Source organism: Pseudarthrobacter sp. BIM B-2242, from assembly GCF_014764445.1.
GTDB lineage: Bacteria > Actinomycetota > Actinomycetes > Actinomycetales > Micrococcaceae > Arthrobacter > Arthrobacter luteus_A.
In genome coordinates this window covers 46,672-72,760 of sequence record NZ_CP061721.1, presented here as the reverse complement: position 1 = coordinate 72,760, position 26,089 = coordinate 46,672, and the positions used below count along the sequence as shown (strand labels likewise).

Here is a 26,089-nt window from a genome sequence, read left to right as displayed (position 1 = left end):
TTTCCTTGAAGTTCGGCTAACGCGGCTTGTAGACGTCGGATCGGTGTTCGATGCGGTGGACGTACAGGATGTGGTCTTCAACGTCGAGAGTGAACAGCACGCGATAGTCGCCGCGCCGTGCCGTGTGCAGGCCGAGCAGTTCATTCGTGAGGGGTTTGCTCAGCCGCCGGGGATTATCGGCCAGCGGGCCGGTGACGAATTCAACTATCGCTGCTGCCGCCTTCTCGGGGAGCCGGCGGAAACCCTTCAGTGCCGGACTCGTGACTTCGACCTTCCACGCCCCCGTATCACCGGGTTCTGTGCCGGTCACCGCGGCGGCAGTCCGAATTCGCGGCGCAGATCAGCACCGCTGGTCGTGTTGCCTTCGGCGATGTCGCGCTGCGCCTGGTCCAGGTCTTCGCGGATGCCCGGCCGGGACAGCCAGTGGATCGTTTCCTGCAAGGATTCCAGGTCATCCGCGGACATCAGCACCGCTGACGGGTGCCCGTGCCGCGTGATCTGAATGATCTCGTGGGTCCTGTCGGCTTCCTCCACGAGGGCCGAGAGTTTGTCCTTGGCTTCGCTGAGCGGTACGGTTCTCATGCTTGAAACTCTAGCCTGAGCTTAGGCCAATGACTAGCCCAACTTTTAGCCGATAATAGGTATTATGTCAAGCTGACAGTATGACAAGACATAAAAGGGGTCTGGTTAAGGCTAACATTTCCCGCGCTGGCGGGTCCATGCCGCCTGTCGCGGAGGAGCAGCTTAGAGGTGGGAACGGCGTGGTGTCTTGGTATTTGGCGGCGGCTCAAGGCGCAATTGGATTGGCGTTTGATGAAGGACGCCATGCAACCTCATCTCTACGAATGTCTAGTGAAATATAGGTAGCTATAGCGAACGATAGACAACGGTAGATATGGCTATTGTTGGCTGGACTACGCCGTCTTGGCCCACCTTTCAGAGGGACCGCCGGTTTGCCGCTGTCTTCCCCGGGGCAGGCCTAGCCACACCATCGCGGAATTTGCCGGCCAGCGACTGGGGCGCTTGTCCGGCTGTTCCACGGCGGCACGTTCGCCCCGGACGTCGGCGACAGCTGGCCCTGCAGGCGACGTGGAGCTGTCCTTCGAGACCGTCGCAGACGATACGCCCGGGATCCCCTCCCCCGCGGGCAGGAGTCTCGCCAAACACCGGGACTGGCAGGATAGTGCTGTGATGATGCGCGCTACAGATGGAGGTCCCGGGTCGATGTTGCTGCGGCTAAAGGTATCGGTCGTGGGCAGCGAGCCAGCCATCTGGCGGCTCCTCGAGGTCGATTCTTCCCTGACCCTGGACAGAGTCCACGAGGTCCTGCAAGCGGCCGTGGGCTGGCGGGATTATCACCTGCATTCCTTCACGGACACCGACCCCTATGTTCGTCTGCGCGCCGTCAACGGGATCGTGCGCGAGCCCCGGCGCTGGGTCCCTCTGGACCTGATGGAAGACTCTGACGACGACCTGCCCGAGACGGACTGGACCCTGGGCCAGATCCTCACCCCTGAATCCGGTCCCCTGTTCTATGAATATGACTTCGGAGACGGCTGGATCCACCGCCTTGAATTCAGCGGAACCCTCCCCCTGCCTGCCAACGCCCCAAGGGCGCGGCTCGTAGCGGGCGCACGGCGGGCGCCGCTGGAAGATTCCGGTGGCATCGGCGGCTATTACGACCTGCTCGACGCCCTCGCGGACCCCGGCCACGAAGACCACGAGAACCTTCACGCCTGGGCGGCCTGGACAGCCGGGCCCTGGCAGAAATTCGACCCGGACCAGCTCGATATCAATGCCGTGAATCATGAACTGGCCCTGATGTTCCCTGCTCCGTGTGCGAACGGAGAGCGCTCCGGAACCGAGTCACTGACCCAGGAACTCGCGAACCGGATGCCTCCCGGACTACGGCGTGAATTCCGTGCGTACCTGCGCGGCGCCGGCCTCGATGGCCCCGCAACGGTCGAAGCAGCCGTCGCCGAGGCGATGACTGCCCCGTATCTCTGGCTCACCCGCCGCGTCGGGCGCGAGGGTCTGTCCCTCACCGCTGCCGGCTGGCTGCCGCCGGCCGTGGTCCGGGAGGCAATGACCGAGCTCGGGTGGGCTAGGGACTGGATCGGCAAAGCCAACCGCGAGGACCAGACCCTGCCCGTTCTTCAGCTGCGCGAAAGCGCTCAACGACTCGGTCTGGTCCGCAAAATTAAAGGCAGACTTGTCCTCACATCCGCCGCCAAGCGGCTGCTCGATGATCCTGCAGGTCTTTGGCTTTTTCTGGCCCGCTCCGTCGCCCACCGACACCGTCATGACTCCGAGCGTGACGCGGCGCTGTTACTACTCCTTGAGGTCGCCGCGGCCAGACAAACCGAATGGGGTGGCTTCCTTGCAGCCGTCTCCTTCGGTCTCGGCGCACTCGGCTGGAGCACCCGAACCGGAGCCGAACTCGAACCGAACACCGTCCAAGCACTGCTCGTCGACGCACAAGACGCCCTGCTGAACCTCGGCATCTTCGACGACCGCTTCGGGCTCAAACCCGGCACCGTCAAGCCGGGGCAAGCCTTCGCCCGCGCAGCACTTCACTCATAACCAGCAATCACCGACCCCGCGGCGACTCACGTCCTCGGCGGCCAAGTCGTGAAGCAACGGTATTCGCAGGCTCCGAATACGCGCGCTCACCAGCGAGACCGGGAGGGGTCCCGATCGGGCGTTTGCACTACGGGTGCACCCCTTCCGCGGCACCGGTCATGACACAATCCAACGCGGCCGGATGTGTTGCCTGGATCACATGGGGTCTAGTGTTGTCCGGGGCGCCACAGTGTCGTGGCACTCGACTTAGAGCGGAGAAAATTTTTCGTGACGACAGACAAGCTGCGGGTGCTGGTCCGGGTTGACCTCGACTGCGCGAGGGCGCAGGTTGCCGCGCAGGGCCATGTGACATCCAAAAGCGTCCACGGCCTGTACGAAGTCATGAAGCGCGCCAACTCGCTCACCGCGGGTATGACCCTGGAGCTTGATATGACCCGGCCGCGGATCGAGCCTGATGCGCTGGAGGAACTGCGGGCCTGCTCGAGGTCCCACCATCTGCCTGCCCGTGTCGATCCGTTCCAGTCCGACTACAGGCTGAGCATCCTCACCCCGGAGAACGCGGGGCCCTTGGCAGCAGTGGCTACGCAGGCTGCCTGAACCGCAACAACAATCTTCCCGTCAGGGTAGAAAATCCACTCCCGAGTCATCGAAGCAACGCCCAAAAGTGATGCCTTCCTAAGCCTCCTGGGACTACCCGACCCCCGCTGGTGGTGGATGCACCACCCTGATGGCGGCGTGCCGTCGGATGCTACGCCCTTGCGAAGGCGCTTAGCCTTCGCACTCGATGCAGTACGAGTGGCCATTGCTTTCGCGGGCGAGCTGGGACCGGTGCCTGACGAGGAAACAGGAATAGCAGGTGAACTCGTCCGCTGCCTGGGGAATGACCTGAACAATGAGCTCTTCGGCGACGATCTCTCCCCCAGGAGTCAGGCCCTCATCGAGTGCATCGGCTTCGTCCAGTTCGGTGACGACGCTGCGGGCATCAGGGGCATTCGCAGACTGCAAAGCCTCCAGGGAAGAATCCTGGGATTCCTTGACGTCGGAACGGACTTCGTCGTAATCGGTTGCCACTAGGTGCTTCTCATTTCTGACGTTTTCTACGGTGTTCTTTCTGATGAGACTGCAACGTACACCAATAAGCCGTTGTTCCCATGTCAAAGGACCGGAATACGACGGGTCCACGCCAGGCGGCCCCGCGTCAGCGCATTCCCGCGCCGCCCAACGCCAGGGCATTCGACCCTCCCCCGAAACGTACATCGCTCCCCCACGCGGACACCGGCCGCCCATAGCGGACGTTACGTAAAGTAAAGGTCTGCTTATTGCACCAGATGCATCACTCACACACCTTTCCTCGCAGCCACTAGAGCTGACCGGGCTTGGGGATTCGGGCTTCCGGTGCAACCGGTTTACCACTTTTTCTTGCTCGACCATGTAATAGTTGCGCCTTGAGTGACGCCGCCCCTCTTAGGATCAAAGCATGGATCCCCAGACGACCACAGCGCTTCTTACCGGCGGATTCACAATTGGCGGCGGCCTTGCTGTTGCCGTCGTATCGGCCCTGCTGGCTCGTTCGAGCGAGATGCGCAAGGTCAAGGTCGAGGATAGCCGTCGTTGGCTTCTGGACCGGCGCGCGGCCTATGCGAAATATCTGGCGTTAGCCGAAGTCATGCTTCGAGAGATTGATGGGGTAGCTGCTTTCTTGTCGTATGACGGGGACTCGGAAGTTTCCGATGAAGACGACGAAATCATCTCTGAGAGGCTCACGGAATACTTCATAAATTGGGACGACTCACTTCAGCCACTGCTTGGGGAGATTCAGTTGCTGGCAACCAGTCATGTTGCTGATCTCGCAGACCGGGTATCGGGCGCCCTGATGGAAATAACCTGGCGAGTCCAGAAGCGGCATGCGTTCACTTCCTACTACCCGGCGTGGTTTCAAGCCCAAGATCTGCTTCATGTCCTTCGTGACGCCATGCGTGCAGAACTTGGCCTCCCGGTCCTAGGCTCCCTTACGGCAGGTCCTAGGGAAGGCGGCTGGCCCTGGCTGGACTCACGCCCGTCCTACGAGTCGTATATTCAGCAGCACCCACACAGCAGTACGAACCCTTCTGCTGAATAGATTTGCGTAGGAATCGGCACGAGCATAACCTCAGCATCACCTGCGCCGGCTTCGACAGTCGATGCGAAAGCCGGAGAGCCTTGACGCCGCGTTCGCTTGGCCCTAACACTCAATGTCACGCATGAGAGTTGGAGGCAGTCATGGTGGGTCAGCGCATTGGGTATGTCCGGGTCAGTTCCCTAGACCAGAATGAGAAGCGCCAGCTCGAAGGCCAGATTTTGGACCGAGTGTTTACGGACAAAGCATCCGGCAGGGATACGGCCAGGCCACAGCTCAACGAGTTGCAACGCTTTGCTCGCGACGGGGACACAGTGGTGGTGCACAGCATGGACCGGCTCGCCCGAAACCTGGATGACCTTCGTGCACTGGTTCAAGGCCTCACTCGCAAGGGTGTGCGCGTTGAGTTCGTTAAAGAGAGCCTGGTCTTCACCGGCGAGGACTCCCCCATGGCAAACCTCATGCTCTCGGTCATGGGGGCCTTCGCGGAATTCGAACGGGCACTTATCCGGGAACGCCAGCGGGAAGGCATCAAGCTGGCACAACAACGAGGTGTTTACAAAGGACGAAAAAAGACCCTGTCGCCCGAGCGAGCCGCCGAACTGGTACATCGCGCTGGCGACGGCGTACCCAAAGTCATCCTCGCCCGTGACTACGGAATCAGCCGGGAGACGGTCTATCAATACCTGCGCCAAGCCAAGCTGGCCTAGCATTGCGTCCCCGTCTGCACAATGCAATCGACCTGCCCCAGCTTTACAGAGTATCCATTATCGGCTAAAAGTTGGGCTAGTGACTAGCCTGAGTTTCGGCTAGAGTTGTGCCATGAGAACGGTACCGCTCAGCGAAGCCAAGGACAAGCTTTCCGCCCTCGTGGAGGAAGCTGACAAGACCCACGAGATCATCCAGATCACCCGCCACGGGCACCCGTCGGCAGTGCTGATGTCCGCGGCGGACCTCGAGTCTCTGCAGGAAACAATCCATTGGCTTTCCCAGCCTGGCATCCGCGAAGATCTGGACCAGGCCCGGCGCGACATCGCCGAAGGCAACACGACCAGCGGTGATGACCTCCGCCGTGAATTCGGGCTGCCGCCGCGGTGACTGATGCACAGACCGCCGGTCATCCGTCATGGAAGGTCGAAGTTACCAGCCCCGCGTTGAAGGGTTTTCGGCGGTTGCCCGAGAAGGCAGCGGCAGCGATCGTCGAATTCGTCACTGGCGTCCTGGCCGATAACCCTTACCGGCTGAGTAAACCGTTGACGAACGAACTCCGCGGCCTGCGCACCGCACGCCGCGGTGACTACAGGGTGTTGTTCACCCTCGACGTCGAAGAGCACATCCTGTATGTCCACCGCATCGAACACCGATCCGACGTGTACAAGCCGCGTTAGCCGACCTCAGGAAAGATGTGCCAGCTGGGGCCTCTCCCCCAGCTCAGGCTGACGAAAGGCCGGTTATCGGCTCTTAAACCACGGGAGTAGAAGTAGCTGCGAGGACTCCCGGTCCGTGGTGAATTCCGAGTTTCCCCTCGTCAGGAGCTTGCGCAGACCGCGAGCGAATTCCACTGCAGTCATGCTGATGTGCTGCGTTCAGCGCAGAACGGGAGGCCTTAGGCATCTAGTTCATGTTTCCACGGTGGCCGCGTCATTTCTCAGTCAGCCTTTCCGTGATGTCTAAAGTTGATGCGCTGTGCTGACCGTCCGCCGATGATCGTTCCGCCCAAACCGCCGCGGCCAGGAAGGCCAAACACCTCCGCCGAGGAGCCACTCGGATCTACCTTTGCTCCGATGCCGGCTGCTCCGAAGCTAACTGCTGCGGCCCAAGATCCTCGTCCTGGTACGACCACTCATTGCCGTTCACGCGCATCACTATTCTTATTTCGCACATAATCAATAACTTAATTAGTCATGGACGCTACATGGTCTGGCGCTCATACTGGGGAGGACATTCAGCACGTGACGCACGCCGATGTGCGCGAAGGAGAAGCATGAAAACGTCCTCGGTGGACAAGTGGGATCAGGAAGTGGACCTTTTGGTGCTTGGCACGGGAGCGGCGGGGCTTTCAGCGGCGTTGACCGCCGCGGCGCAGGGTTCGGACGTCCTGGTTCTGGAAAAAACCGAATTCCTTGGGGGAACCACCGCGTACTCGGCCGGGACGTGCTGGGTGCCCAACAACCGGTTCCAGCGAGAAGACGGAATCCTGGACGATTACGACCGGGCCACACGCTATCTGGATGCCGTCGTGGGCGGTCAGGCCCCGCGGGAGGGCTGGCTCGCCTACCTGGACGCTGCGCCGAAGATGCTGGAGGCAATGCATGAGCTTGGCGTTACCTTCCGGCAATCCCCTGCCGTGGTCGACTACCACTCCGAACTGCCCGAGACCGGCAAGACCGGCCGCGCCTTGGAGCCGGAGCCCTTCAACGGGCGCCTGCTGGACAAGTCCGACTTCGCCCGTGTCCGTCCGCCGGTGCCTGAGTTCGCACTTATGGGCGGGACCCTGATGTTGCGCCGTGCGGACGTGTCCGCTTTGCTCAAGCTCTACACCGGTTCGCTGGCTGAGCGCGGCAAGGCCGTGGCTCTGGCTGCACAACTCGGCCTGCGGTGGGCACTTGACCGGCTCACCCGTCCCCGTGGCACGCGTCTGGTCATGGGCAACGGGCTTGTGGCCCGGATGTTCCACGAATCGCGCAACCGCGGGGTGGAATTCCTTTTCGGCGCCCAAACCACGGAACTGCTCAAGGAAGGGGACCGCGTAATCGGGGCCGCAGTCGTGCACAACGGCACGCGCCTGCGCATCCGTTCCCGCCAGGGCGCGCTGCTCGCCGGCGGCGGCTTCGCCCAAAGCACTGAAATGCGCGCGAAGCTGCTGCCTTCCCCCACGCCGCTCTACTCGCGGGCCGGGGAAGGGTCCACCGGAGACACCCTGTCCCTGGCCAGGGAGGCCGGGGCCGCCCTGGGCCGGGATAACGGGGAAAACGCCCTGTGGTTCCCCAGCTCGATCGGGCGGCGAAGGGACGGTTCCCGCGTGGTCTTCCCGCATATCTGGGACCGTGCCCGTCCCGGCGTGATCGCCGTAGACTCCAACGGCTTGCGCTTCGTGGACGAATCCTGTTCCTACCACCGCTTCGTACGGGCCATGTTCGCTTCCACGGACGCTGCTGCAGTACCGGCCTGGCTGATCGTGGACTCGCGGACCCTGGCAAAATACGGGCTCGGCATGATCACGATGCCCCACCTGCCGCGTGCGGCATTGCGGCGCTACATCAAGGACGGCTATCTCTACGAGGCAGAGACCCTCGCCGGCTTGGCGGGGCAGATCAGCGTGGACGCCGCCGGCCTGGAATCGACCGTGCAGCGCTACAACGGCTTTGCCGCCACCGGCGTGGATGAGGACTTCCACAAAGGCGAGCTGCTCTTCGGACAGGTGGCCGGGGACCCGGACCACGGGCCGAACCCGAACATCGGGCCGCTGCTGAAGGCACCGTTTTATGCCATGGCCGTAGTGCCCACACCCCTGGGGACCGCTTACGGGGTGCTCACCGACGGTAACGGGCAGGCACTTGATACCCAGGGCAAACCCGTCGCCGGACTCTACGCTGCCGGAAACGATGCCGCCTCGGTCATGGGTTCGGAATACCCCGGCGCAGGGGTGCAGGTCGGCTCCGGCATGACCTTCGGCTGGCAGGCGGCCCGCCACGCGGTCGCCGCAGCCCGGGCAGCCACTACTCTGGAGGCATCTAAGGCAATCTAGTGCTGTAGAGCAGGAGTAACGGGAACCCGGCGGCCAAAGGTTTGTTGCAGGGGCCGAAGAATTGCCCTCCACCGAAGCCCTTGCCCCGGTTGTGTCTGGCCGGGCAGCTGCCCTACCTGAGACCTCGCGAGCCTGAACGCCCTACGGCTGTCCGGCTGATCCACGCAGCACCCGCCGGGTGGAACCGCCGGCCGCCGGAAGAGGCCCTGCTCCCCCACACCCACCAGGTACCGGCGCAGCTCAACATCCCCGTCACGGCCATCAGGATGCTTCAGACCGGGTGCCCCGCCAGCCGCACCCTGGCGGTTCAACGGCGAAACCACCTCTCGCTGCCGCCGCTGGGCCCGGACTGGGCGCACCGGGCATGGGTCATTGAAGCTGGGGCCGGAAATGACTTCCGGTCTTAGCCTTTGGGTGCCGTCCAGACCGGGTGAGTGATCGTGATCCGGGGTTTGGCGTTGCACTCGCCATCTGCGGGGGCAGGCCGCCGGCCTGCACGAAGTAGCCTTGGGATGACGGCCGGAACGGCGGATGAGGAGGCACATGGAACTGCGGCAAATCGAGGCATTTTTGGCAGTCGCCGAGGAGCTTCACTTCGGCCGGGCCGCGACTCGCCTGCATATGGCACAGTCGCCCCTGAGCCAGACCATCAAAAAGCTGGAAAAGGACTTGGGCGCAGAGCTGTTTGAACGCAACACACGAGCCGTTTCCCTGACCACTGCCGGATTGTCGCTCCTGCCCCACGCACGGAAGATCCTCGAGGAACTGGACCTCGCCCGCCGCGCTGCCACCGCTGAAACCGGAACTGTTTACGGGCGTCTGGCCATCGGGTTCTCAGGGGCGCTCAATCACAAAACGCTGCCGCCACTGACCCGGGCTCTGCGGAACCGCTACCCAGGCCTGGACCTCACCCTCCATGGCGGACTCCTGACCCAGGACGCCCTGGGCCACCTGCGGAACGGCTCCCTGGACCTGTCCTTCATCGGCCTGCCCGTGGACGCACCATCCCTGGCAACCCGGCGCATCGCGATAGAACCGCTCGGAGCCACCGTCCCGGTAGACCACCCACTTGCCGGCAGGCAAAGCATCGCCCTGAACGAACTGGCCGAAGACGGCTTCGTCACCATGCGCCAGGCCCAGGGCTCCACACTGCGCGAGGCCATCTTTTCCGCCTGCACCATTGCAGGGTTCCGCACCCGCGTGGCCCAGGAAGTAACGGACCCCTACACCGCCCTCTCACTCGTCGCCGGCGGCGTGGGCGTCAGCCTGATGCCTGACTCCGTTGCCGGCATCATGCCTGCCGGAACAGTATTCATTCCACTCTCCGGCCATGCACCGCAGCTCGAATCCGGCATTGCCTGGAACCCGGCGCTCACCTCACCTGCCCTGACACTTGCTTTAGAAGTGGCTGAGGAAGTCCTCCCCACCCCCGCCTAACAGCCTCCACCCTGGGCCGCCCCTGATTATGTAAAATCTACACATTGTCATTGACTCAGTAGGTATTGGACAAGTCTCAATCAATTCCCCACCATTGAATAACACGGTGTGACCGCCCTCATAAAAAAGTGAGGCCCCACCTGAACCCCCGGACTCAATGCAGAGGAATTTCCCATGCCTACTTTCGCCGTCACCTATTCATATTCTGATGACACCGCAGCCGGCCGCGACCAGCACCGCCCCCGCCACGTCGAGTTCCTGCAGTCGCAGTTCGACGGCGGCCGGCTGGTCAAGAGTGGCCCGTTCGGCCCGGACGAGGCCCCCGGGGCACTGCTTCTCATCACCGGTGAGTCCAAAGCCGATGTTGAAGCCCTCATGGACCAGGACCCGTTCTTCCAGAACGACCGGGTGGAAGAACGCAGCATCCGGCAGTGGAACATCTTTTTCGGCGCCAACGAGAAGTAGGGGCCGGAAATCCCATGCTGACAGCACGCACCATTGCCAAAGAAACCATCAGCTTTGAAGAGGTGGCCGAACCTTCCCTGGAACCCGGACACGCTCTGGTCCGCATGCACCATGTGGCTCTTTGCGGAACCGATCTGCACATCTTTGAAGACGACTACCCCACCGATCTGCCCATCATCCAAGGCCACGAATCTTCAGGCGTGGTGGAGGCCATTGGCGAGGATGGCGGTGCCTTTCGTGCCGGTGACCGGGTGGCCATCAGCCCCATGATCTACTGCGGCCAGTGCGAGCCGTGCCAGCTGGGCAGGCAAAACGTCTGCCGCAGCATCGGTTGCATCGGCTGCTACTCCGACGGGGCCATGGTGGAACTGCTCAGCGTCCCGGTGGAAAAGCTCTGCCTCGTTCCCGAGGACCTTCCGCTGGAAATCGCTGCCATGGGCGAACCCGCCTCGATCGCCATGCAGGCTGTAAACCGCGGCCGCCCGGTCGCTGGCGAAACCGCTTTGGTGCTGGGCAGCGGGCCCATCGGGCTCCTCGCCACCTTGTACCTGACCGACCTCGGAGTCACAGTACTTTGCGCGGACACTGAAGCCGACCGGCTGGAGCTCGCCACGGCCTTCGGCGCCGCTGACACTCTCCTGGTTGATCCCCGGGGCGCCTTCCCCGACGCCGAGCAGGCCGCCCGGCTCGATTCGTTGACGGACGGCAACGGCCCCATCCTGGTCATAGAGGCCACCGGTGTGCCCTCCTCGTTTGAAAACGCCGTCCGGCTGGTGGCCGGCGCCGGCCGGATCGTCCAGGTGGGAATCTCACCGCGTGCTGCCAGCATTTCCATGAAGGACCTGCCCTTCAAGGAGCTCGACATCATGGGCAGCCGCAACAGCCTGAACCTGATCCCCGACGGCCTGGCACTGCTCGCCCGTCACCCTGACCAGGCCCGGGCGCTCATGACCCACCGCTTTGATTTCAGCGACCTTCCCCGGGCGTACGCCCTGATGGGGAACCGCACCGAAAAAGTGGGCAAGATCGTCATCGACATGCCCGCCGCGCAGGCAGCCGGATCAGCCGCATCGTCCCAGCAGGCAGTGTCGGCATGAACTCCGTGACCACTCCCCCGGATGGGCTGGCCGGCTCTTATGACGTGGTGGTGGCGGGCAGCGGCGCGTCCGGGCTGGTGGCAGCGGTCCGCGCCGCCGACGCCGGACTCAGCGTGCTGGTGGTTGAGAAAGCTGCACAGCTGGGCGGCACCACCGCGGCCGGGGGCGGCGTGATGTGGGCACCGAATAACCACCTGGCACGCGGGGCCGGCTTCGCGGACAGCCATGCAGATGCCGTCGCCTACCTCACCGCGGCGGCCGGGCACGTGCTGGCACCGGAGGAAATCCACTGGTACATCAGCACCGCCCGGCGCGCCGTCGAATACCTGACCAACAACACCCAGGTGTCCCTGACAGCCATTGCCCGTCCGGATTACCACATGGAGTGGGCCGGCGCGGCGAGCGGCGGCAGGGGCCTGGACAACGACGCCTTCGACCCGGCAGGTTATCCCGGCATGGCAGAACTGATCCGCCCGTCATCGTACTTTCCGCTGCTGACCATGACCGAACGCGATGAACTCAACGGCCGGGGGGCCGACCCCGCGCTGCTCGCCCGCAGGGCCGCCACAGGCGTGCGGACCATGGGCGGCGCGCTGGTAGGCAGGCTGCTGGCCAGCGCGCTGGACCGGGGAGTGCACATTGCTGTTGAGGCACCCCTGCAGGATTTGGTCCCCGTTGGGGACGGGTCCACCGACGGCTGGAAAGTGACCATCGGCGCAGGCCAGGGCAGCAAGCAAATCGCGACAGCCGCCGTCGTTCTTGCCTCCGGAGGGTTTGAGTGGAATCCGCGCCTCAGGAAGGCATTCCTACCGTTTCCCGTGACGCCCATAGGCGCGCCCTCCAATGAGGGTGACGGCCTGGAGCTGGGCCTTAAGTCCGGTGCAGGCGTGGCGGACATGACCGCCGTCTGGGGAGTACCGGTCATCAGCACGCCGGCCCACCAGTACGACGGCGTGCAGTCAGGTCGGATGGGCAACGTGGAAATGACCCTGCCCGGATCCATCACGGTGAACGCGGCCGGGAAGCGCTTCGTCAACGAGGCACTCAATTACCACGACGCCGCCCGGCTGTTCGCCTCCATCGATCCCCACACCCGGGGCCAGCAGAACAATCCCGCCTGGCTCATCTTCGACTCCACCTACATGTCGAAGTACCCGGTGGCAGGCTCCACTCCCGGAACTCCCGCAGACTGGATGACGCAGGCGGAGACTCTCGAGGAACTCGCCGGGAAGATCGGGATCGAACCGGCGGGACTGGACCAGACCGTCACCCGGTTCAACGCGGACGCGGCACACGGCGTGGACACCGAATTTCACCGCGGCTCAACTCCGCAGGACAGATTCCTCGGCGACGCCGGCGTGGCACCCAACCCGTGCCTCGCACCGCTCGTCACCGGCCCGTTTTATGCGGTGCCGATTTCGGCCGGGACGCTGGGCACCTCCGGTGGCCTGGATACCGACTTCAACGGCCAGGTCCTGGACCGCCACCGCCAGCGAATCCCCGGGCTCTACGCCGCGGGCAATGTATCCGCCGGTGTCTTCCGCAACACCTACCCAGGCGGCGGAGCGACACTCGGTTCAGCCATTACAAGGGCCTTCGCCGTGGGCGAGCATCTTTCGCAGACCCTGGCATCGCACCAGGCGGCCTGAAATTGTTGTTGGATTGCTTGCTCGCGCAGGTTTTCTATTCGGTCTCCTTGCCATTTCGACAAACCACCTCCGCCCGCGGGTAGCCTTGAGCCATGGCCTCATCCACACCCACCCTCGCGACGCGCTGGGAACCCCTGCCCCTGCGAGTCGTGGCGGAGCTGCTCGGGCCGTCATCGGCGCGTTGGTGGTTGTCCGGAGGGGTGGCGCTCGACCACTGGCTCGGCACTAACACTCGCGAGCACCACAATATCGATGTCAGTACGACGATCGCCGACCTGCCCCGAGTGGTGCAGGACTTGCCGGCACCGTTTAGCGCGTGGGCCCCGTCAGGCGACGGCGTTCTACCTTGGGCAGAGGCTGATATGGATGCCGATCTGCAGCCGATCCGTATCCATGATGATGAAACGGGCGCATGGGTACTGCAGATCGACGTCGAGGACGGAACGGATAACGTCTGGGTTTATCGACGAGATCCCCGACTGCAACTGCCGTGGGATCGTGCAGTGATCGACGTCGACGGCATTCCGACCGGGGCGCCCGAGGTGCAGCTGGTCTGGAAGGCGCTGCGTCCCCGTCCGGAGGACGACGCCGACAAGGATGCGGTACTACCGAAGCTCTCAACTGAAGCCCGCGCCTGGTGGGAGCACGCGATTCTGACGATCCACCCGCATTCGTCATGGTCCATCCATGTCCGTAGCCCCTTCGCTCCGGGTAAGGCCAGCTGGAACAGGACGAAACGCTAGCGCTGCCTGGGCATGTCCGATTTTGTAGACGCCCGCAGACGCTTATGACTGCGACTTGTATTCATCCGCCGCAACCGCATCCAGCACCAGCGAGCGGAACCATCGCTGCGCCTGCGAGAGGCTCGCCTCGCGCCGCGTGTACAACTCCACCGGCGTGCTCTGCGCGGGCCAGGGCAGCTCGGCGATGCGAAGGCGGGGGAACCAGCCGCAGAACACCCCCGCTACATGTCGAGGCAGCAGGACGACCAGGTCCGTCGCCTCGAGTACGGCGGGCACGGTGCCGTATTCCTCCATGGTCAGCACGACCTGGGACATCAAGTCGTGTTCGGTCAGCGCCTGCACAGGATAGACGTGCCCGCCACGGGCGGAGACCCGCACAAAGCGCCTCCCCTCGAACATGTCAGGCCCGGTCGCGGGCAGTGGATGCGACCCGGACGACAGAGCCACGTATTCGACCGAACGCACGTGCGTCCTCCACAGCCGCGGTGTGGCTATCCGCGACACGGTAAGTGCCAGATCGATGGTGCCGCGGATTAGCGCGCTCTCGACCTCGTCCGAATCAAGCCGTTCTACCTGTATTCGCGGATCGGCGCCGACCCGCCCGAGGGCAGTCATGATCGGTGGGAGGAATGTCTGCTCGCCGATCGAGGTGAGTCCGAGGACAAGTTCGCCGCTGAATCCGGTCGGTTCGAACACGTCCGATCCCATGACGGTCGCGTCTATTTGTGCCAAGGCGTTGTGTAGCGGCCCAAACAGCTGCGTCGCCTTCGCGGTCGGCACCATGTCGTTCCCTTCGCGACGGAACAGCTCGTCGCCGAACCGCTCCCTGAGCCGCTTCAGGGAATGGCTGACCGTGGGCTGTGTTACATGCAGGCGCCTGGCGGCGCCCGTGACGCTGCGCAGCTCGTAAAGCGTGACGAATGTCCGGAGCTGGTTGAGGTCGGTGAATGTCATGCTATAGATCTTATCTATGGCTTTTTCCTTGCATATCTATTGGACCACAGTGGCAAACACCCCTAGAGTCAGTTTGGGGCAGCACTGATCCAACGAAGTGCCGCTACTCTCGCCCCGCTTACACTGAGTGACAAGGACGACACGCGCGTGATTATCGACATCCACGGCCACTACACCACAGCTCCAACACAGCTCGGAGCCTGGCGTGATCTGCAGATCGCATTCACTGAAGGACGCGCGGACGCTCCTGACCCTGCGACTCTGCGCATCAGCGATGACGACATCCGTGAAACCATCGAGGCCAACCAGCTCAAGCTCATGAACGAGCGCGGCAGCGACGTCACCGTATTCAGCCCCCGTGCCTCGTTCATGGCGCACCACATCGGAGACCTCGCTGTGAGCGAGACCTGGGCCCGGATCTGCAACGACCTGTGCGCCCGCGTCGGCGAGCTCTACCCCGAACGATTCCTAGTGGGGGCGATGCTCCCTCAGTCCCCCGGTACGGATCCCGCGACGAGCGTTGCCGAGCTTACTCGCGCCGTCGAGGAACTCGGGGCCGTCACAGTGAACCTCAACCCCGATCCGTCCGGCGGCAACTGGACGTCCCCGCCGCTGACCGATCGCTCGTGGTACCCGATATACGAGAAACTCGTCGAATACGAGATCCCGGCGATGGTGCACGTCAGCACGTCATGCAACCCGGCCTTCCACACGACCGGAGCGCACTACCTCAACGCCGACACCACCGCCTTCATGCAACTGCTCCAGGGCGACCTGTTCCGCGACTTCCCCGAGTTGAAGCTCGTAATCCCTCACGGCGGCGGCGCCGTTCCCTACCACTGGGGGCGCTTCCGTGGGCTCGCAATGGCGCTGGGCAAGCCCGAAATCGAGGAGCACCTGCTGAACAACGTGTTCTTCGACACCTGCGTGTACCACCAGCCGGGCATCGACCTCCTCACCAAGGTCGTCCCTACCGAGAACATCCTTTTCGCGAGCGAGATGATCGGCGCCGTGCGCGACGTCGACCCGCGCAGCGGACACTACTTCGACGACACCAAGCGGTACATCGACGCCACCACCAACCTGAACGATGCGCAGCGCGCGCAGGTGTTCGAAGCCAACGCCCGCCGTGTCTACCCACGGCTTGACCGCGCCCTTACTGCGCGCGGACTCTGAGAGGACCATCAAAATGCGACTGAACAACCTCGGCATCGTCCGCACCAATATCGAACGTCCGGACCCCGCGGACGTCAAACGCCTTTCGCAGTTCGGCGTCGCCACTATCCACGAGGCGATGGGGCGAGTCGGGCTCCTGCGCCCCTACATCCGGCCGGCCTACACCGGCGCTAAGCTCTGTGGCCCGGCCGTGACGGTGCTGCTGCAGCCCGGTGACAACTGGATGTTCCACGTCGCCGCCGAGCAGGTGCAGGAAGGCGATGTGATCGTCGCCGGCTGCACCACCGAGAGTGAAGACGGCTTCTTCGGTGAGCTGCTCGCGACCTCGCTCACCGCGCGCGGCTGCAAGGGCCTGGTCATCGACGGCGGCGTGCGTGACGTCGCCGACCTCGAGAAGCTGGGCTTCCCGGTCTTCTCCCGCGCGATCAACTCGAAGGGCACCGTCAAGGCGACCCTCGGATCGGTGAACATCCCCGTAGTGGTCGCGAACGCCGTGGTGAACCCTGGCGACGTGGTCGTTGCCGATGTCGACGGCGTCGTGGTTGTCCCGCGCGAGCTAGTCGGAGCGGTGGCTGACGCCAGCCAAAAGCGCGAGGACAACGAGGAGGCCAAGCGTCAGCAGTTCCGCGAGGGCGTGCTGGGGCTCGACATCTACAACATGCGCGAGCCGCTGGCCAAGGCCGGCCTCGAGTACGTGGAGGCATGAGCACCATGGCGCACGGCGACACCAGCGGCGGCTTCGAGAAGTCGCCCGGATGGCTCGACTGGTACAACGGGCCCTCGGCTCCGACGTTCCGCGTGCCCACGGGCGCGGTCGACGCGCACTGCCACGTCTTCGGACCGGGTGAGCAGTTCCCGTACGCGCCGGAGCGCAAGTACACTCCGTGCGACGCCTCTGCTGAGCAGCTGTTTGCACTGCGCGACCGCCTCGGCTTCGAGCGCAACGTGATCGTGCAGGCCACCTGCCACGGTGCCGACAACCGCGCGCTCGTCGACGCGCTACAGCGCAGCGAGGGTCGCGCCCGCGGTGTCGCCACGGTTCGCCGCGACGTGACCGATGAGGAGCTCGCCGAGTTGCACGCCGCCGGCGTCCGGGGCGTGCGCTTCAACTTCGTAAAGCGTCTGGTCGACCGGGTGCCCACAGACTCGCTCGACGAGATTGTCGCGAAGATCGCCCCGCTCGGCTGGCACGTGGTCATCTACTTCGAGGCCGAGGATCTGCCCGAGCTGTACAAGTTCTTCTCGGCGATCCCCACCGACCTCGTCGTCGACCACATGGGTCGCCCCGACGTGACCAAAGACCCGAACGGTCCCGAGTTCGAGCTGTTCCTGCGCTTCATGCGGGAAAACCCGAACGTCTGGACCAAGGTTTCCTGCCCCGAGCGACTCTCGGGCAGCGGCCCGCGCGCGCTCGACGGCGAGCAAAATGCGTACACCGATGTAGTGCCCTTCGCGCGTCGCGTCGTCGAGGAGTTCCCCGATCGCGTGCTCTGGGGCACCGATTGGCCGCACCCGAACCTGAAGGATCACATGCCTGACGACGGGCTCCTGTTCGACTTCATCCCGCACATCGCACCGACCCCCGAACTGCAGCACAAGCTGCTCGTAGACAATCCCAGCCGCCTCTACTGGCCCGAAGGAGCATGACATGACACTCGACAAACCGTACAAAGACGTACCCGGCACCATCATTTTCGATGCTGAGATGGCCCGCAAGGGTTACCACCTCAACCAGTTCTCGATGTCGCTAATGAAGCCCGAAAACCGTGAGCGCTACCTCGCCGACCGCGAGGCCTATCTCGAGGAGTGGCCGCTGAGCCCCGCCCAGCGCCAGGCGGTGCTCGACATGGACCTGAACGCCATGATGGCCGAGGGCGGCAACATCTACTTCCTCAGCAAGATCGGCGCCACGCACGGCCTGAGCTTCCAGCAGATGGCTGGCTCGATGACCGGCATGAGCGAGGCGGCCTACCGCGACATGATGATCGGCGGTGGCCGTCGCCCCGAGGGAGTGCGGCTGAAGGATCTCGACGGATGGACCCCTCCTGCGCCGACCGAGAAGTCCGAGGTCATGCGCCCCGACGCGCCGGCAAAGTACACGTCTGCGTTGTTCACCTCGCACGTGCCTGCGATCGGCGCGGCGATGGACCATGGCAAGACCGAGGAGCCCTACTGGAAGAAGGTGTTCAGCGGCTACGACTGGACCCGCAAGTGGGCCAAGGAGAACACCCCCGACGTCGTGATCCTGGTTTACAACGACCACGCCACTGCGTTCGACTCGTCAATCATCCCCACCTTCGTGCTGGGCACCGGCGCGGAGTATCCGGTCGCGGACGAGGGCTATGGCCCCCGCCCCGTGCCCGACGTCAAAGGTTATCCCGAGCTGGCCGCACACATCGCCCAGTCCGTGATCCAGGATGACTTCGACCTCACCCTCGTCAACGAGATGGTCGTGGACCACGGCCTCACGGTACCGCTGTCGCTCGTGTATGGCGATGTCGATGAATTGCCTGTCAGGGTCATCCCCCTCGCCGTGAACGTGGTGCAGTACCCGGTGCCGTCCGGGCGTCGCTGCTACGAACTCGGGCGTGCGCTCCGCCGTGCGCTGGACAAGTGGGACGGTGAGCCGCTCAACGTGCAAATCTGGGGAACCGGCGGCATGAGCCACCAGCTGCAGGGCCCGCGGGCTGGCCTGATTAACGAGGAGTGGGACAACGCATTCCTGGACCACCTCATCGCCGACCCCGTAGGCCTGACCGAGTGGGATCACATGGAGTACGTCGATGAGGCCGGCTCCGAGGGCATCGAGCTCGTCGACTGGCTCATTGCGCGCGGTGCAATGGATGATCAGTTCGGAGGCGAAAGCCCCGAGGTGAACCACCGCTTTTACCACGTGCCGGCGTCGAACACCGCCGTCGGGCACCTCGTCATCTCGAACCCGAGCGCCTGATCCTTCACCTACCTGAGGAGAAACGAATGACCGACCAGATCCGCGTCGCGGTCGTCGGCGCCAACGGCGCCTTCGGCATGAAGCATCTTGACGCCCTGAAGAACATCGAAGACGCCGAGGTGACCGTGGTTTCCGCCACCTCGCAGGAGAAGGCGGACGGTGTCGCCGCGAAGTACGGCGTCGCCAACGCCGTCGTCGGGCTCGACGCCGTGCTGGAGCGCGACGACGTCGATGCCGTCATCCTCGCCACGCCCACGGGGCTGCACGCCTCGCAGACGCAGGCGGTCCTCAAGGCCGGCAAGCACGTGCAGGTGGAGATCCCGCTCGCCGATTCGCTCGCCGACGCCGAGGCGACGCTCGCCGCGGCCGAGGCGTCCGACCGCATCGCCATGGTGGGCCACACACGGCGGTTCAACCCCTCGCACCAGCTCGTGCACAACCGGATCGCCGAAGGCTCGTTCAACGTGCAGCAGATGGACGTGCAGACGTACTTCTTCCGCCGCACGAACACGAACGCCAAGGGTGAGGCACGCTCCTGGACCGACCACCTGCTGTGGCACCACGCCGCGCACACTGTCGACCTGTTCGCTTACCAAGCGGGCAAGATCGTGCAGGCGAACGCGATCCAGGGCCCCATCAACCCCGAACTCGGCATCGCGATGGACATGTCCATCCAGCTCAAGAGCGAGACCGGGGCGATCTGCACCCTGTCCCTCTCGTTCAACAACAACGGCCCGTTCGGCACGTTCTTCCGCTACATCGGCGACACCGAGACGTACATCGCCCGCTACGACGACCTCTTCAACGGCCGCGACGAGCAGATCGACGTCTCGAACGTGGCGGTGAGTATGAACGGCATCGAGCTGCAGGACCGCGAGTTCATCAGCGCGATCCGCGAGGGTCGCGAGCCGAACTCGTCGATCCGCCAGGTCATCGACTGCTACCGCGTCCTCGGCGCGCTGGAGGAGCAGCTCGCGTGAACCTCCCCCGGATCGGCCTCGGATGCATGTCCCTGAGCCACGCCTACGGCGTGCCCCCGAGCGCCGAGGACGGTCTGGCGTTCCTGCGCGCGGCGCTCGACGACGGCGTGCAGCTGCTCGACACCGCGACTCTGTACGGCGGCGGCCGCAACGAGGAGCTGGTCGGCCGGGCGATTGCGGGGCGGCGCGACGAGGTCTTCTTGGCGAGCAAGGGCGGAATGGCGATGGTCGACGGCGTGAAAGTCATCGACGGACGCCCCGATACGCTGCGGGCACAGGTCGATGCTTCGCTAAGCCGCCTGGGCGTCGATTACATCGACCTGTACTACCTTCACCGGTGGGACAAGAAGGTGCCGATCGGCGATAGCGTCGGCGCGCTGGCCGAAATGGTCGCCGCGGGCAAGATCGGCGCAATCGGCCTGTCCGAGGTGTCGGTGGCGCGGCTGCGCGAGGCGCAGGCAGTCACGCCTATCGCGGCCGTGCAGAACGAGTACTCGCTGTGGAGCCGCAACCCCGAGCTGGGGATGCTCGAGGCCACCCGTTCCAGGGGAGTTGCGCTCGTCGCGTTCTCGCCGGTGGCCCGCGGTTTCCTCAGCGACTCGATCGGCGATCCCGAAGCCCTGGCGCCAAAGGACATCCGCCGCGGCATGCCCCGCTTCCAGCCCGAGCACTGGGGTGCGAATGCGGTGCTGCTGTCCTCTTGGCGTGAGCTGGCGGCGGAGGCCGGCTGCACCCCGGCACAGCTAGCACTGGCATGGCTGCTCTCCCGCGGCGATCACGTTCTGCCGATCCCGGGAACAACGAGCGTCGCGCACCTGCGTGAGAACATGGCGGCGGCCGACATCACTGTCGACGGCGCGCTGTTGGCGCGGGCCGGCGTGCTGATTGGCACGGACACCATCTCCGGCGCGCGATATGCGCCAGCATCTGCTGCCGAAGTTGACGCCGAGACTTTCGAGGATGCCGCGTGAGGGCGATCTCGTCGATGGCCACCCGCCACGTTCTCGCCGACCTCGCTGAAGCCGCCGCCGAAGCGGGGCTACCGCTTCTGCAGCTCGAATCCGTCGGCGGAGTGGACGCCGCCCAGCGGGTGACCGCCGGTGAGCCGTTCGACCTTGTGTTCCTCGCCGAGGACGCTCTCCAACGCCTCGCTGCCGAGGGGCACGTGGATCCGGCGTCCATCGCCCCGATCGTACTGTCGGAGGTCGCCGTAGGCGTGCCCGCACGCAGCGCCGATGAAGCCACATGTTCCGAAGGCACGGCCTTTGCGAATGCCGACGAGCTTCGCGGCGCCCTGCGCGCGGCGTCCCGCATCGGATATTCCACCGGACCGAGCGGCACCGAGCTGTTGCGAATGATCGACCACTGGGGCATGACCGGTGAGGTCAGCGACCGGCTTGTGCAGGCCCGTCCAGGCGTGCCCGTGGCGCGCCTGCTCGCCGAGGGAGAGGTCGATCTCGGCCTGCAGCAGCTCAGCGAACTGGTCGGGCAACCCGGCGTGTGCATCCTCGGCGTTCTCCCGGCCGACTGCGCGATTAGCACGGTCTTCGCGGGTGCTGTCGCGACATCCTCCAACAACGCGGCCCGTGCTGCGGAGGTGTTGGCCTTCTTCTGCTCGGACCTCGCGGCAACGATCAAGTCGTCGCACAGTTTTCGCGCGCCCTGAGGCCCTGCCGTGATGGATTGACTGATCGTTGTGAGGTCGGAGCGCGTCAGCGAAACACTTGTAATACAAGCGGCACACTTGTATCCTAAGTAGCAGGGCACTGCAGCCCGGACAGCCTGCTTCCGAGGAGCATCAATGAGTACCGTCGACTTCATCCGGCACATCAAACTTTCCACCGCACGGCTCCCCCTGGCCGTCCCCATCAGCGATGCCAAGGTCTTCACCGGCCGCCAGAAGCCGATGACCGAGGTGGTGTTCCTGTTCGCGGAGATCACCACCGAGCTTGGCCACACAGGCCTGGGCTTCAGCTATTCCAAGCGCGCCGGCGGTCCCGCCCAATACGCCCACGCCAAGGAAGTGGCCGAAGGCCTGATCGGCGAAGACCCCAACGACATCGGCAAGATCTACACCAAGCTCCTCTGGGCCGGCGCCTCCGTGGGCCGCTCCGGCGTGGCCACCCAGGCCCTCGCCGCCATCGACATCGCCCTCTACGACCTCAAGTCCAAGCGCGCCGGCCTGTCACTGGCCAAGTTCCTGGGTGCCTACCGCGACTCCGTCCAGACCTACAACACCTCCGGCGGCTTCCTCAACGCGTCCCTCGACGAGGTCAAGGCCCGCGCCACCGTCCTCCTCGAAGAAGGCATCGGCGGCATCAAGATCAAGGTGGGTCTCCCCGACACCAAAGAGGACCTCCGCCGCGTGGCCGGCATCCGTGAACACATTGGCTGGGACGTCCCGCTGATGGTGGACGCCAACCAGCAGTGGGACCGCGCCACCGCCCTGCGCATGGGCCGCCAGCTGGAGCAATTCAACCTCATCTGGATCGAGGAACCGCTGGATGCCTACGACTTCGAAGGCCACGCCCACCTCGCCAACGTCCTGGACACGCCCATCGCCACCGGCGAGATGCTGGCTTCCGTGGCCGAACACAAGGGCCTCATCAACGCCAACGGCTGCGACATCATCCAGCCGGACGCACCGCGCGTCGGCGGCATCACCCAGTTCCTCCGCCTCGCCGCCCTCGCGGACGAACGCGGCCTGGGCCTGGCCCCGCACTTCGCCATGGAAATCCACCTTCACCTCGCCGCGGCCTACCCGCGCGAACCCTGGGTGGAGCACTTCGACTGGCTGGACCCGCTCTTCAACGAACGCCTCGAAACCAAGAACGGCCGGATGATCGTGCCGGACCGTCCCGGCCTGGGCGTGACCCTGAGTGACCAGGCGCGCGCCTGGACCACCGAGTCCGTGGAGTTCGGCGCGTAACCTTGAACGCATGACCCGGAACCTGACCGCGGACCTCACCGCAGAGCTTCGCACGCGCATCGTGGACGGTGCCATCCAGCCCGGCGACAAACTCCCGAGCGAGAACGAGCTGATGGGCGAGTTCAGCGTCAGCCGCACCGTAGTGCGCGCCGCGCTAACGCGGCTCCAGGCCGAGGGACTCGTGGAAACCGAACGCGGGCGGGGCAGCTTCGCACTGACCCCGCCCGACGACGGTCCCCAGCCGGTTCCCGGCAGCCGCCCGGTTGCGAGCGTCGAGGACCGCCTCCACCTGCTGGAGTTCCGGCTGGGCGTGGAGGCTGAGGCAGCAGCCCTGGCCGCCCGCAACCACTCCGACCGCCAGCTCAGGACCATCAACTCCGCACTGGACCAATTCACGGCCAGCGCCGATCATCCCGGTCACGCCATGAAGGCCGATTTCGAATTCCACCGCGCCATCGCGGCCGCCTCCGGCAACCCCTTCTACTCCGACTGCCTCTCAGCACTGGGCCAGACGATGATCGCGATGCCGCGCACCCGGCTGATGACCGGCGTCGAGCATTACGCGCGTGACCACTTCGACCAGGTGGTCCACGAACACAAATCAATCGCGGCCGCCATCGCTGACGGTGATGAAAGCGCCGCCGCCGCTGCCATGCGGAGTCATCTGGCGAATTCCCGACGCCGGTTCAAGGCGTCTGTGCGCCCGGCGCCGTAGTGCCGCCAAGTTACGAAGTGCTGTGATGCCCCCAGGGCATCACGGCATGCAAAATGCGTGTTGGACGCGCATCGAAAACCCCGAATAAAGTGGACCCACTTGCTGTGGTGCGCACCACAGCGCCCAAAATGGTCACCGGACCTACGCGCTAAGATTCGAAGGATTTTCCCCCATGCAGTCTGTCGACACCGCTGTCACGGATGTGGCCCTCGCCACGAAGAAGTTTTTCAAGCGGGTCCTGCCCATCATGCTGGTCATGCTGGTGTGCAACCAGCTCAACCGCTCCAACATCGGCTATGCCCACGAGCACTTGGAAGCCGACGTCGGCATCGGGGCTGCGGCCTACGGCTTCGGCGCAGGCCTGTTCTTCATCGCCTACGCCATCTTCGAGCTTCCCAGCAACGTGATGATGGAGAAGTACGGCGCCAAGGTGTGGCTCGCCCGCATCATGGTCAGCTGGGGCATCGTCTCCTTCCTGATGGCCTTCGTCCAGAACGAAATGATGTTCTACGTCCTCAGGTTCCTGCTGGGCGCCGCCGAAGCCGGCTTCTTCCCGGCCGTTATCTTCTACTTCGCCCGCTGGGTTCCCGCGGGCCAGCGCGGCAAGGCAACCGCCATCTTCATTGCCGGATCGTCCATCGCGGCAGCACTCTCCGGGCCTATCGCCGGCATGCTCCTGAGCCTGCACGATGTCCTGGGGATCCGCGGCTGGCAGTGGCTGTTCGGCTTCGAGGGCCTGCTCTCGGTGGTGGTGGGCATTGTGGTGTTCTTCCTGCTGGATGCCAGGATCCAGGACGCCAAGTGGCTCTCCGCCGGTGAAAAGACGGCCCTCGTTGAGGCGATCGCCGCGGAAGACGCCCGGCACACCACCGAGACCGGCGGAAAGGTCAACCGCTGGAAGATGCTCCTGAACCCGCAGATCCTGCTGCTGTGCGGCATCTATTTCTCCATCCAGCTCTCCATCTACGCCAACACATTCTGGCTGCCCACCATCGTCAAGCAGATTCCCGGCACCACGGACCTGAGCGTTGGCTTCCTGTCCGCCATCCCGTGGGTGTGCGCCGTCGTCGCCATGTATTTCGCTGCCAAGATGCAGGACAAGGCGAAGTCCAAGCGGCCGCTGCTGGTGGTGGCACTCCTGGTGGCCGCCGTCGGAACCCTGGCCGCCGCCGTCGCCACCCCGGTGCTGGCACTGGTCTTCCTGGCCATTGCCGCCATGGGCTTCAAAAGCGCCTCGCCGCTGTTCTGGACCATCCCGCAGTCCGGCCTGCACCCCATGGTCCTGGCCCCGGCCATCGCCATCATCAACTCCCTGGGCAACCTCGGCGGCTTTGTGGCGCCGTTCGGGTTCGGCCTGATCAAGGAGGGCACCGGCAGCGTTGTGCCCGGCCTGTTCGCCCTCGCTGCGGCCTCCACGCTGGCCGCCGGGCTGGTGTACTTCCTGAAGGAACGCCGCAGCACTCCCACGCCTGACGGGGAGCCGGGGCAGCAGCGCGAACCGGCAGCCGCCATCGCGGACCTGGAGCCCGCCCCCGCCCGCTAACGGCGCGAAGGAAGCCCCGGCCTGCAGCGGCGGCCGCAGCAGCAGCCGCGTCAGCCCGCCGTCGGCAAGGCTGCTGCGGCGATCGGCTCGATCAGCTCCAGCAACCTCAGGACGGCGGGGTTGGCCGTCTCCTCATTCCACGCCACGTCCAGCTCCACCCGGTTCAGCTCAAACATGCCGTGCCGCCCGTCGATCTCGTGGAACTCCACGCCGGCCGGCGCGAAGGCCATCGCGGAGGCAGGCACCAGGGTCACGCCCAGTCCGGCCTGGACAAAGGCCAGGAGCGCCGGAACTTGGCTGGCGTACTGGGTGATGTTGGCGTGGGCACCGGCACTGGCAAACAGCCGCAGCACCAGGTCATGGAAGTAGCGTGCCTCCTTGGTGGAGTACATCAGCAGCGGCAGGTGGTCCAATAGGCCCAGCGGAAGCGGCTCGCCGGACGGCGGCGCCATGTTCCCCAGCAGGGTGCTTCCCATGGGCAGGGCCACCACCAGGCGGTCCTGCATCAGCGGCCGGCAGACAACCCCGGGCCGGGCCACGATGGGCCGCAGCAGGCCAATGTCCACACTGCCCTTGACCAGCCCGTCCATCTGGTCCGTCGACACCAGTTCCCGGAGCACAAAGGACACTCCCGGCATCCCTTCGGCGGCCGAGCGCAGCATCAGGGGCAACGCACTCTGCCCGGCGATGGCTGTGTAGCCCACCGTAATGGTGCCCGCCTGGCCCGACGAAACCCGACGCACGTCCAGGTCGGTCTTGATACACATGTCCAGGATCTGGCGCGCCCTCGGCAGCAGGGTGGCGCCGGCTGCCGTGAGTTCCACCTTCCGGCTGGTCCGGCCGAACAGCTGGGTCCCCAGCTTCTTTTCAAGCATTTGGATCTGGCGGCTCAACGGCGGCTGCGTCATGTTCAGCCGCTCGGCTGCGGCACCGAAGTGCAGCTCCTCCGCGACGGCGACAAACGCTTCTAACTGGGGCAGCGAAAACATCTATACCCTTACTGA

General features: G+C 64.5%; 27 protein-coding genes. 22 read left to right on the top strand and 5 right to left on the bottom strand.

Features of this window, described 5'->3' with window-relative positions; translation table 11 throughout:
* Window positions 1-16: 16 nt before the first annotated feature.
* Window positions 17-310 (bottom strand): type II toxin-antitoxin system RelE/ParE family toxin, encoded by a 294-nt coding sequence (locus IDT60_RS00350; RefSeq protein ID WP_191080438.1) that lies wholly within the window; start codon window positions 308-310, stop codon window positions 17-19.
* Window positions 307-582, bottom strand: coding sequence for a type II toxin-antitoxin system Phd/YefM family antitoxin (locus IDT60_RS00345; protein WP_191080437.1), 276 nt, complete (start codon window positions 580-582; stop codon window positions 307-309). The genes IDT60_RS00350 and IDT60_RS00345 overlap by 4 nt, the downstream gene beginning before the upstream one ends.
* A gap of 609 nt (window positions 583-1,191) precedes the next feature.
* Here IDT60_RS00345 and IDT60_RS00340 point away from each other — a divergent pair.
* Both IDT60_RS00340 and IDT60_RS00335 read left to right on the top strand, forming a co-directional pair.
* Window positions 1,192-2,583 carry a plasmid pRiA4b ORF-3 family protein gene (locus tag IDT60_RS00340; protein WP_191080436.1) on the top strand — a complete coding sequence of 464 codons (1,392 nt, stop codon included), beginning with the start codon at window positions 1,192-1,194 and terminating at the stop codon, window positions 2,581-2,583.
* A 267-nt stretch (window positions 2,584-2,850) separates the two neighbouring features.
* The gene (locus IDT60_RS00335) at window positions 2,851-3,180 is read left to right on the top strand and encodes a hypothetical protein (RefSeq protein ID WP_191080435.1); all 330 of its coding nucleotides are present in this window, start codon (window positions 2,851-2,853) and stop codon (window positions 3,178-3,180) included.
* Between the two features lie 171 nt (window positions 3,181-3,351).
* On the opposite strand, the gene IDT60_RS00330 is transcribed toward IDT60_RS00335, so the two are convergent.
* On the bottom strand, window positions 3,352-3,654 hold the full coding sequence (locus tag IDT60_RS00330) for a DUF4193 domain-containing protein (RefSeq protein WP_191080434.1): 303 nt from the start codon (window positions 3,652-3,654) through the stop codon (window positions 3,352-3,354).
* A gap of 406 nt (window positions 3,655-4,060) precedes the next feature.
* Here IDT60_RS00330 and IDT60_RS00325 point away from each other — a divergent pair, with 406 nt between their 5' ends.
* The 10 genes from IDT60_RS00325 (at window position 4,061) to IDT60_RS00280 (ending at window position 13,838) form a co-directional block, all read left to right on the top strand.
* Window positions 4,061-4,702 (top strand): hypothetical protein, encoded by a 642-nt coding sequence (locus IDT60_RS00325; protein WP_191080433.1) that lies wholly within the window; start codon window positions 4,061-4,063, stop codon window positions 4,700-4,702.
* A gap of 140 nt (window positions 4,703-4,842) precedes the next feature.
* Window positions 4,843-5,409 (top strand): recombinase family protein, encoded by a 567-nt coding sequence (locus tag IDT60_RS00320; protein ID WP_191080432.1) that lies wholly within the window; start codon window positions 4,843-4,845, stop codon window positions 5,407-5,409.
* Between the two features lie 112 nt (window positions 5,410-5,521).
* The gene (locus IDT60_RS00315; protein WP_191080431.1) at window positions 5,522-5,797 is read left to right on the top strand and encodes a type II toxin-antitoxin system Phd/YefM family antitoxin; all 276 of its coding nucleotides are present in this window, start codon (window positions 5,522-5,524) and stop codon (window positions 5,795-5,797) included.
* Complete coding sequence (locus tag IDT60_RS00310; protein ID WP_191080430.1) at window positions 5,794-6,087, top strand: type II toxin-antitoxin system RelE/ParE family toxin; 294 nt, start codon at window positions 5,794-5,796, stop codon at window positions 6,085-6,087. Before IDT60_RS00315 ends, IDT60_RS00310 begins: the two co-directional genes overlap by 4 nt.
* A 596-nt stretch (window positions 6,088-6,683) precedes the next feature.
* A complete protein-coding gene (locus IDT60_RS00305; protein WP_191080429.1) occupies window positions 6,684-8,447 on the top strand; it encodes an FAD-dependent oxidoreductase in 1,764 nt (587 codons plus the stop codon).
* 543 nt (window positions 8,448-8,990) lie between these two features.
* Window positions 8,991-9,884 carry a LysR family transcriptional regulator gene (locus IDT60_RS00300; protein WP_191080428.1) on the top strand — a complete coding sequence of 298 codons (894 nt, stop codon included), beginning with the start codon at window positions 8,991-8,993 and terminating at the stop codon, window positions 9,882-9,884.
* Window positions 9,885-10,058: 174 nt separating this feature from the next.
* Window positions 10,059-10,349: a YciI family protein gene (locus tag IDT60_RS00295; RefSeq protein WP_191080427.1), complete on the top strand. Its 291-nt coding sequence runs from the start codon at window positions 10,059-10,061 to the stop codon at window positions 10,347-10,349.
* Window positions 10,350-10,363: 14 nt separating this feature from the next.
* Entirely contained in the window at window positions 10,364-11,446 is a 1,083-nt protein-coding gene (locus IDT60_RS00290; protein ID WP_191080426.1) for an alcohol dehydrogenase catalytic domain-containing protein, read from the top strand.
* Complete coding sequence (locus tag IDT60_RS00285; protein ID WP_191080425.1) at window positions 11,443-13,095, top strand: FAD-dependent oxidoreductase; 1,653 nt, start codon at window positions 11,443-11,445, stop codon at window positions 13,093-13,095. The genes IDT60_RS00290 and IDT60_RS00285 overlap by 4 nt, the downstream gene beginning before the upstream one ends.
* 92 nt (window positions 13,096-13,187) lie before the next feature.
* Window positions 13,188-13,838 (top strand): hypothetical protein, encoded by a 651-nt coding sequence (locus tag IDT60_RS00280; RefSeq protein ID WP_191080424.1) that lies wholly within the window; start codon window positions 13,188-13,190, stop codon window positions 13,836-13,838.
* Between the two features lie 42 nt (window positions 13,839-13,880).
* Here IDT60_RS00280 and IDT60_RS00275 read toward each other — a convergent pair whose 3' ends face one another.
* Window positions 13,881-14,792, bottom strand: coding sequence for a LysR family transcriptional regulator (locus IDT60_RS00275; RefSeq protein ID WP_191080423.1), 912 nt, complete (start codon window positions 14,790-14,792; stop codon window positions 13,881-13,883).
* A gap of 147 nt (window positions 14,793-14,939) precedes the next feature.
* Here IDT60_RS00275 and IDT60_RS00270 point away from each other — a divergent pair, with 147 nt between their 5' ends.
* From IDT60_RS00270 to IDT60_RS00225, 10 genes are all read left to right on the top strand, one after another.
* On the top strand, window positions 14,940-15,968 hold the full coding sequence (locus IDT60_RS00270) for an amidohydrolase family protein (RefSeq protein ID WP_191080422.1): 1,029 nt from the start codon (window positions 14,940-14,942) through the stop codon (window positions 15,966-15,968).
* Between the two features lie 13 nt (window positions 15,969-15,981).
* Entirely contained in the window at window positions 15,982-16,674 is a 693-nt protein-coding gene (ligK, locus tag IDT60_RS00265) for a 4-carboxy-4-hydroxy-2-oxoadipate aldolase/oxaloacetate decarboxylase (protein ID WP_191080421.1), read from the top strand.
* A complete protein-coding gene (locus tag IDT60_RS00260) occupies window positions 16,671-17,615 on the top strand; it encodes an amidohydrolase family protein (RefSeq protein ID WP_223883833.1) in 945 nt (314 codons plus the stop codon). Before ligK ends, IDT60_RS00260 begins: the two co-directional genes overlap by 4 nt.
* A 1-nt stretch (window position 17,616) precedes the next feature.
* Window positions 17,617-18,918 carry a protocatechuate 4,5-dioxygenase subunit alpha/beta gene (locus tag IDT60_RS00255; protein WP_191080420.1) on the top strand — a complete coding sequence of 434 codons (1,302 nt, stop codon included), beginning with the start codon at window positions 17,617-17,619 and terminating at the stop codon, window positions 18,916-18,918.
* A gap of 26 nt (window positions 18,919-18,944) precedes the next feature.
* A complete protein-coding gene (locus IDT60_RS00250) occupies window positions 18,945-19,898 on the top strand; it encodes a Gfo/Idh/MocA family oxidoreductase (RefSeq protein WP_223883832.1) in 954 nt (317 codons plus the stop codon).
* On the top strand, window positions 19,895-20,869 hold the full coding sequence (locus IDT60_RS00245; RefSeq protein WP_191080419.1) for an aldo/keto reductase: 975 nt from the start codon (window positions 19,895-19,897) through the stop codon (window positions 20,867-20,869). Before IDT60_RS00250 ends, IDT60_RS00245 begins: the two co-directional genes overlap by 4 nt.
* Window positions 20,866-21,564, top strand: coding sequence for a substrate-binding domain-containing protein (locus tag IDT60_RS00240; protein ID WP_191080418.1), 699 nt, complete (start codon window positions 20,866-20,868; stop codon window positions 21,562-21,564). The genes IDT60_RS00245 and IDT60_RS00240 overlap by 4 nt, the downstream gene beginning before the upstream one ends.
* A 135-nt stretch (window positions 21,565-21,699) precedes the next feature.
* Window positions 21,700-22,827 (top strand): mandelate racemase/muconate lactonizing enzyme family protein, encoded by a 1,128-nt coding sequence (locus tag IDT60_RS00235; protein ID WP_191080417.1) that lies wholly within the window; start codon window positions 21,700-21,702, stop codon window positions 22,825-22,827.
* A 10-nt stretch (window positions 22,828-22,837) separates the two neighbouring features.
* Window positions 22,838-23,542 carry a FadR/GntR family transcriptional regulator gene (locus tag IDT60_RS00230; protein WP_164203674.1) on the top strand — a complete coding sequence of 235 codons (705 nt, stop codon included), beginning with the start codon at window positions 22,838-22,840 and terminating at the stop codon, window positions 23,540-23,542.
* A gap of 172 nt (window positions 23,543-23,714) precedes the next feature.
* Complete coding sequence (locus IDT60_RS00225) at window positions 23,715-25,085, top strand: MFS transporter (RefSeq protein ID WP_191080416.1); 1,371 nt, start codon at window positions 23,715-23,717, stop codon at window positions 25,083-25,085.
* A 50-nt stretch (window positions 25,086-25,135) separates the two neighbouring features.
* On the opposite strand, the gene IDT60_RS00220 is transcribed toward IDT60_RS00225, so the two are convergent.
* Entirely contained in the window at window positions 25,136-26,074 is a 939-nt protein-coding gene (locus tag IDT60_RS00220) for a LysR family transcriptional regulator (RefSeq protein WP_164203680.1), read from the bottom strand.
* Window positions 26,075-26,089 lie beyond the last annotated feature (15 nt).

Bases quoted from the DNA above. Each gene is read 5' to 3' on its own strand.
- IDT60_RS00280 (WP_191080424.1), top strand. From the start codon at position 13,188: ATGGCCTCATCCACACCCACCCTCGCGACGCGCTGGGAACCCCTGCCC.
- IDT60_RS00325 (WP_191080433.1), top strand. From the start codon at position 4,061: ATGGATCCCCAGACGACCACAGCGCTTCTTACCGGCGGATTCACAATT.
- IDT60_RS00250 (WP_223883832.1), top strand. From the start codon at position 18,945: ATGACCGACCAGATCCGCGTCGCGGTCGTCGGCGCCAACGGCGCCTTC.
- IDT60_RS00300 (WP_191080428.1), top strand. From the start codon at position 8,991: ATGGAACTGCGGCAAATCGAGGCATTTTTGGCAGTCGCCGAGGAGCTT.
- IDT60_RS00340 (WP_191080436.1), top strand. From the start codon at position 1,192: ATGATGCGCGCTACAGATGGAGGTCCCGGGTCGATGTTGCTGCGGCTA.
- IDT60_RS00220 (WP_164203680.1), bottom strand. From the start codon at position 26,074: ATGTTTTCGCTGCCCCAGTTAGAAGCGTTTGTCGCCGTCGCGGAGGAG.
- IDT60_RS00290 (WP_191080426.1), top strand. From the start codon at position 10,364: ATGCTGACAGCACGCACCATTGCCAAAGAAACCATCAGCTTTGAAGAG.
- IDT60_RS00320 (WP_191080432.1), top strand. From the start codon at position 4,843: ATGGTGGGTCAGCGCATTGGGTATGTCCGGGTCAGTTCCCTAGACCAG.
- IDT60_RS00315 (WP_191080431.1), top strand. From the start codon at position 5,522: ATGAGAACGGTACCGCTCAGCGAAGCCAAGGACAAGCTTTCCGCCCTC.
- IDT60_RS00260 (WP_223883833.1), top strand. From the start codon at position 16,671: ATGAGCACCATGGCGCACGGCGACACCAGCGGCGGCTTCGAGAAGTCG.
- IDT60_RS00255 (WP_191080420.1), top strand. From the start codon at position 17,617: ATGACACTCGACAAACCGTACAAAGACGTACCCGGCACCATCATTTTC.
- IDT60_RS00225 (WP_191080416.1), top strand. From the start codon at position 23,715: ATGCAGTCTGTCGACACCGCTGTCACGGATGTGGCCCTCGCCACGAAG.
- IDT60_RS00285 (WP_191080425.1), top strand. From the start codon at position 11,443: ATGAACTCCGTGACCACTCCCCCGGATGGGCTGGCCGGCTCTTATGAC.
- IDT60_RS00345 (WP_191080437.1), bottom strand. From the start codon at position 582: ATGAGAACCGTACCGCTCAGCGAAGCCAAGGACAAACTCTCGGCCCTC.
- ligK (WP_191080421.1), top strand. From the start codon at position 15,982: ATGCGACTGAACAACCTCGGCATCGTCCGCACCAATATCGAACGTCCG.
- IDT60_RS00305 (WP_191080429.1), top strand. From the start codon at position 6,684: ATGAAAACGTCCTCGGTGGACAAGTGGGATCAGGAAGTGGACCTTTTG.
- IDT60_RS00295 (WP_191080427.1), top strand. From the start codon at position 10,059: ATGCCTACTTTCGCCGTCACCTATTCATATTCTGATGACACCGCAGCC.
- IDT60_RS00275 (WP_191080423.1), bottom strand. From the start codon at position 14,792: ATGACATTCACCGACCTCAACCAGCTCCGGACATTCGTCACGCTTTAC.
- IDT60_RS00235 (WP_191080417.1), top strand. From the start codon at position 21,700: ATGAGTACCGTCGACTTCATCCGGCACATCAAACTTTCCACCGCACGG.
- IDT60_RS00230 (WP_164203674.1), top strand. From the start codon at position 22,838: ATGACCCGGAACCTGACCGCGGACCTCACCGCAGAGCTTCGCACGCGC.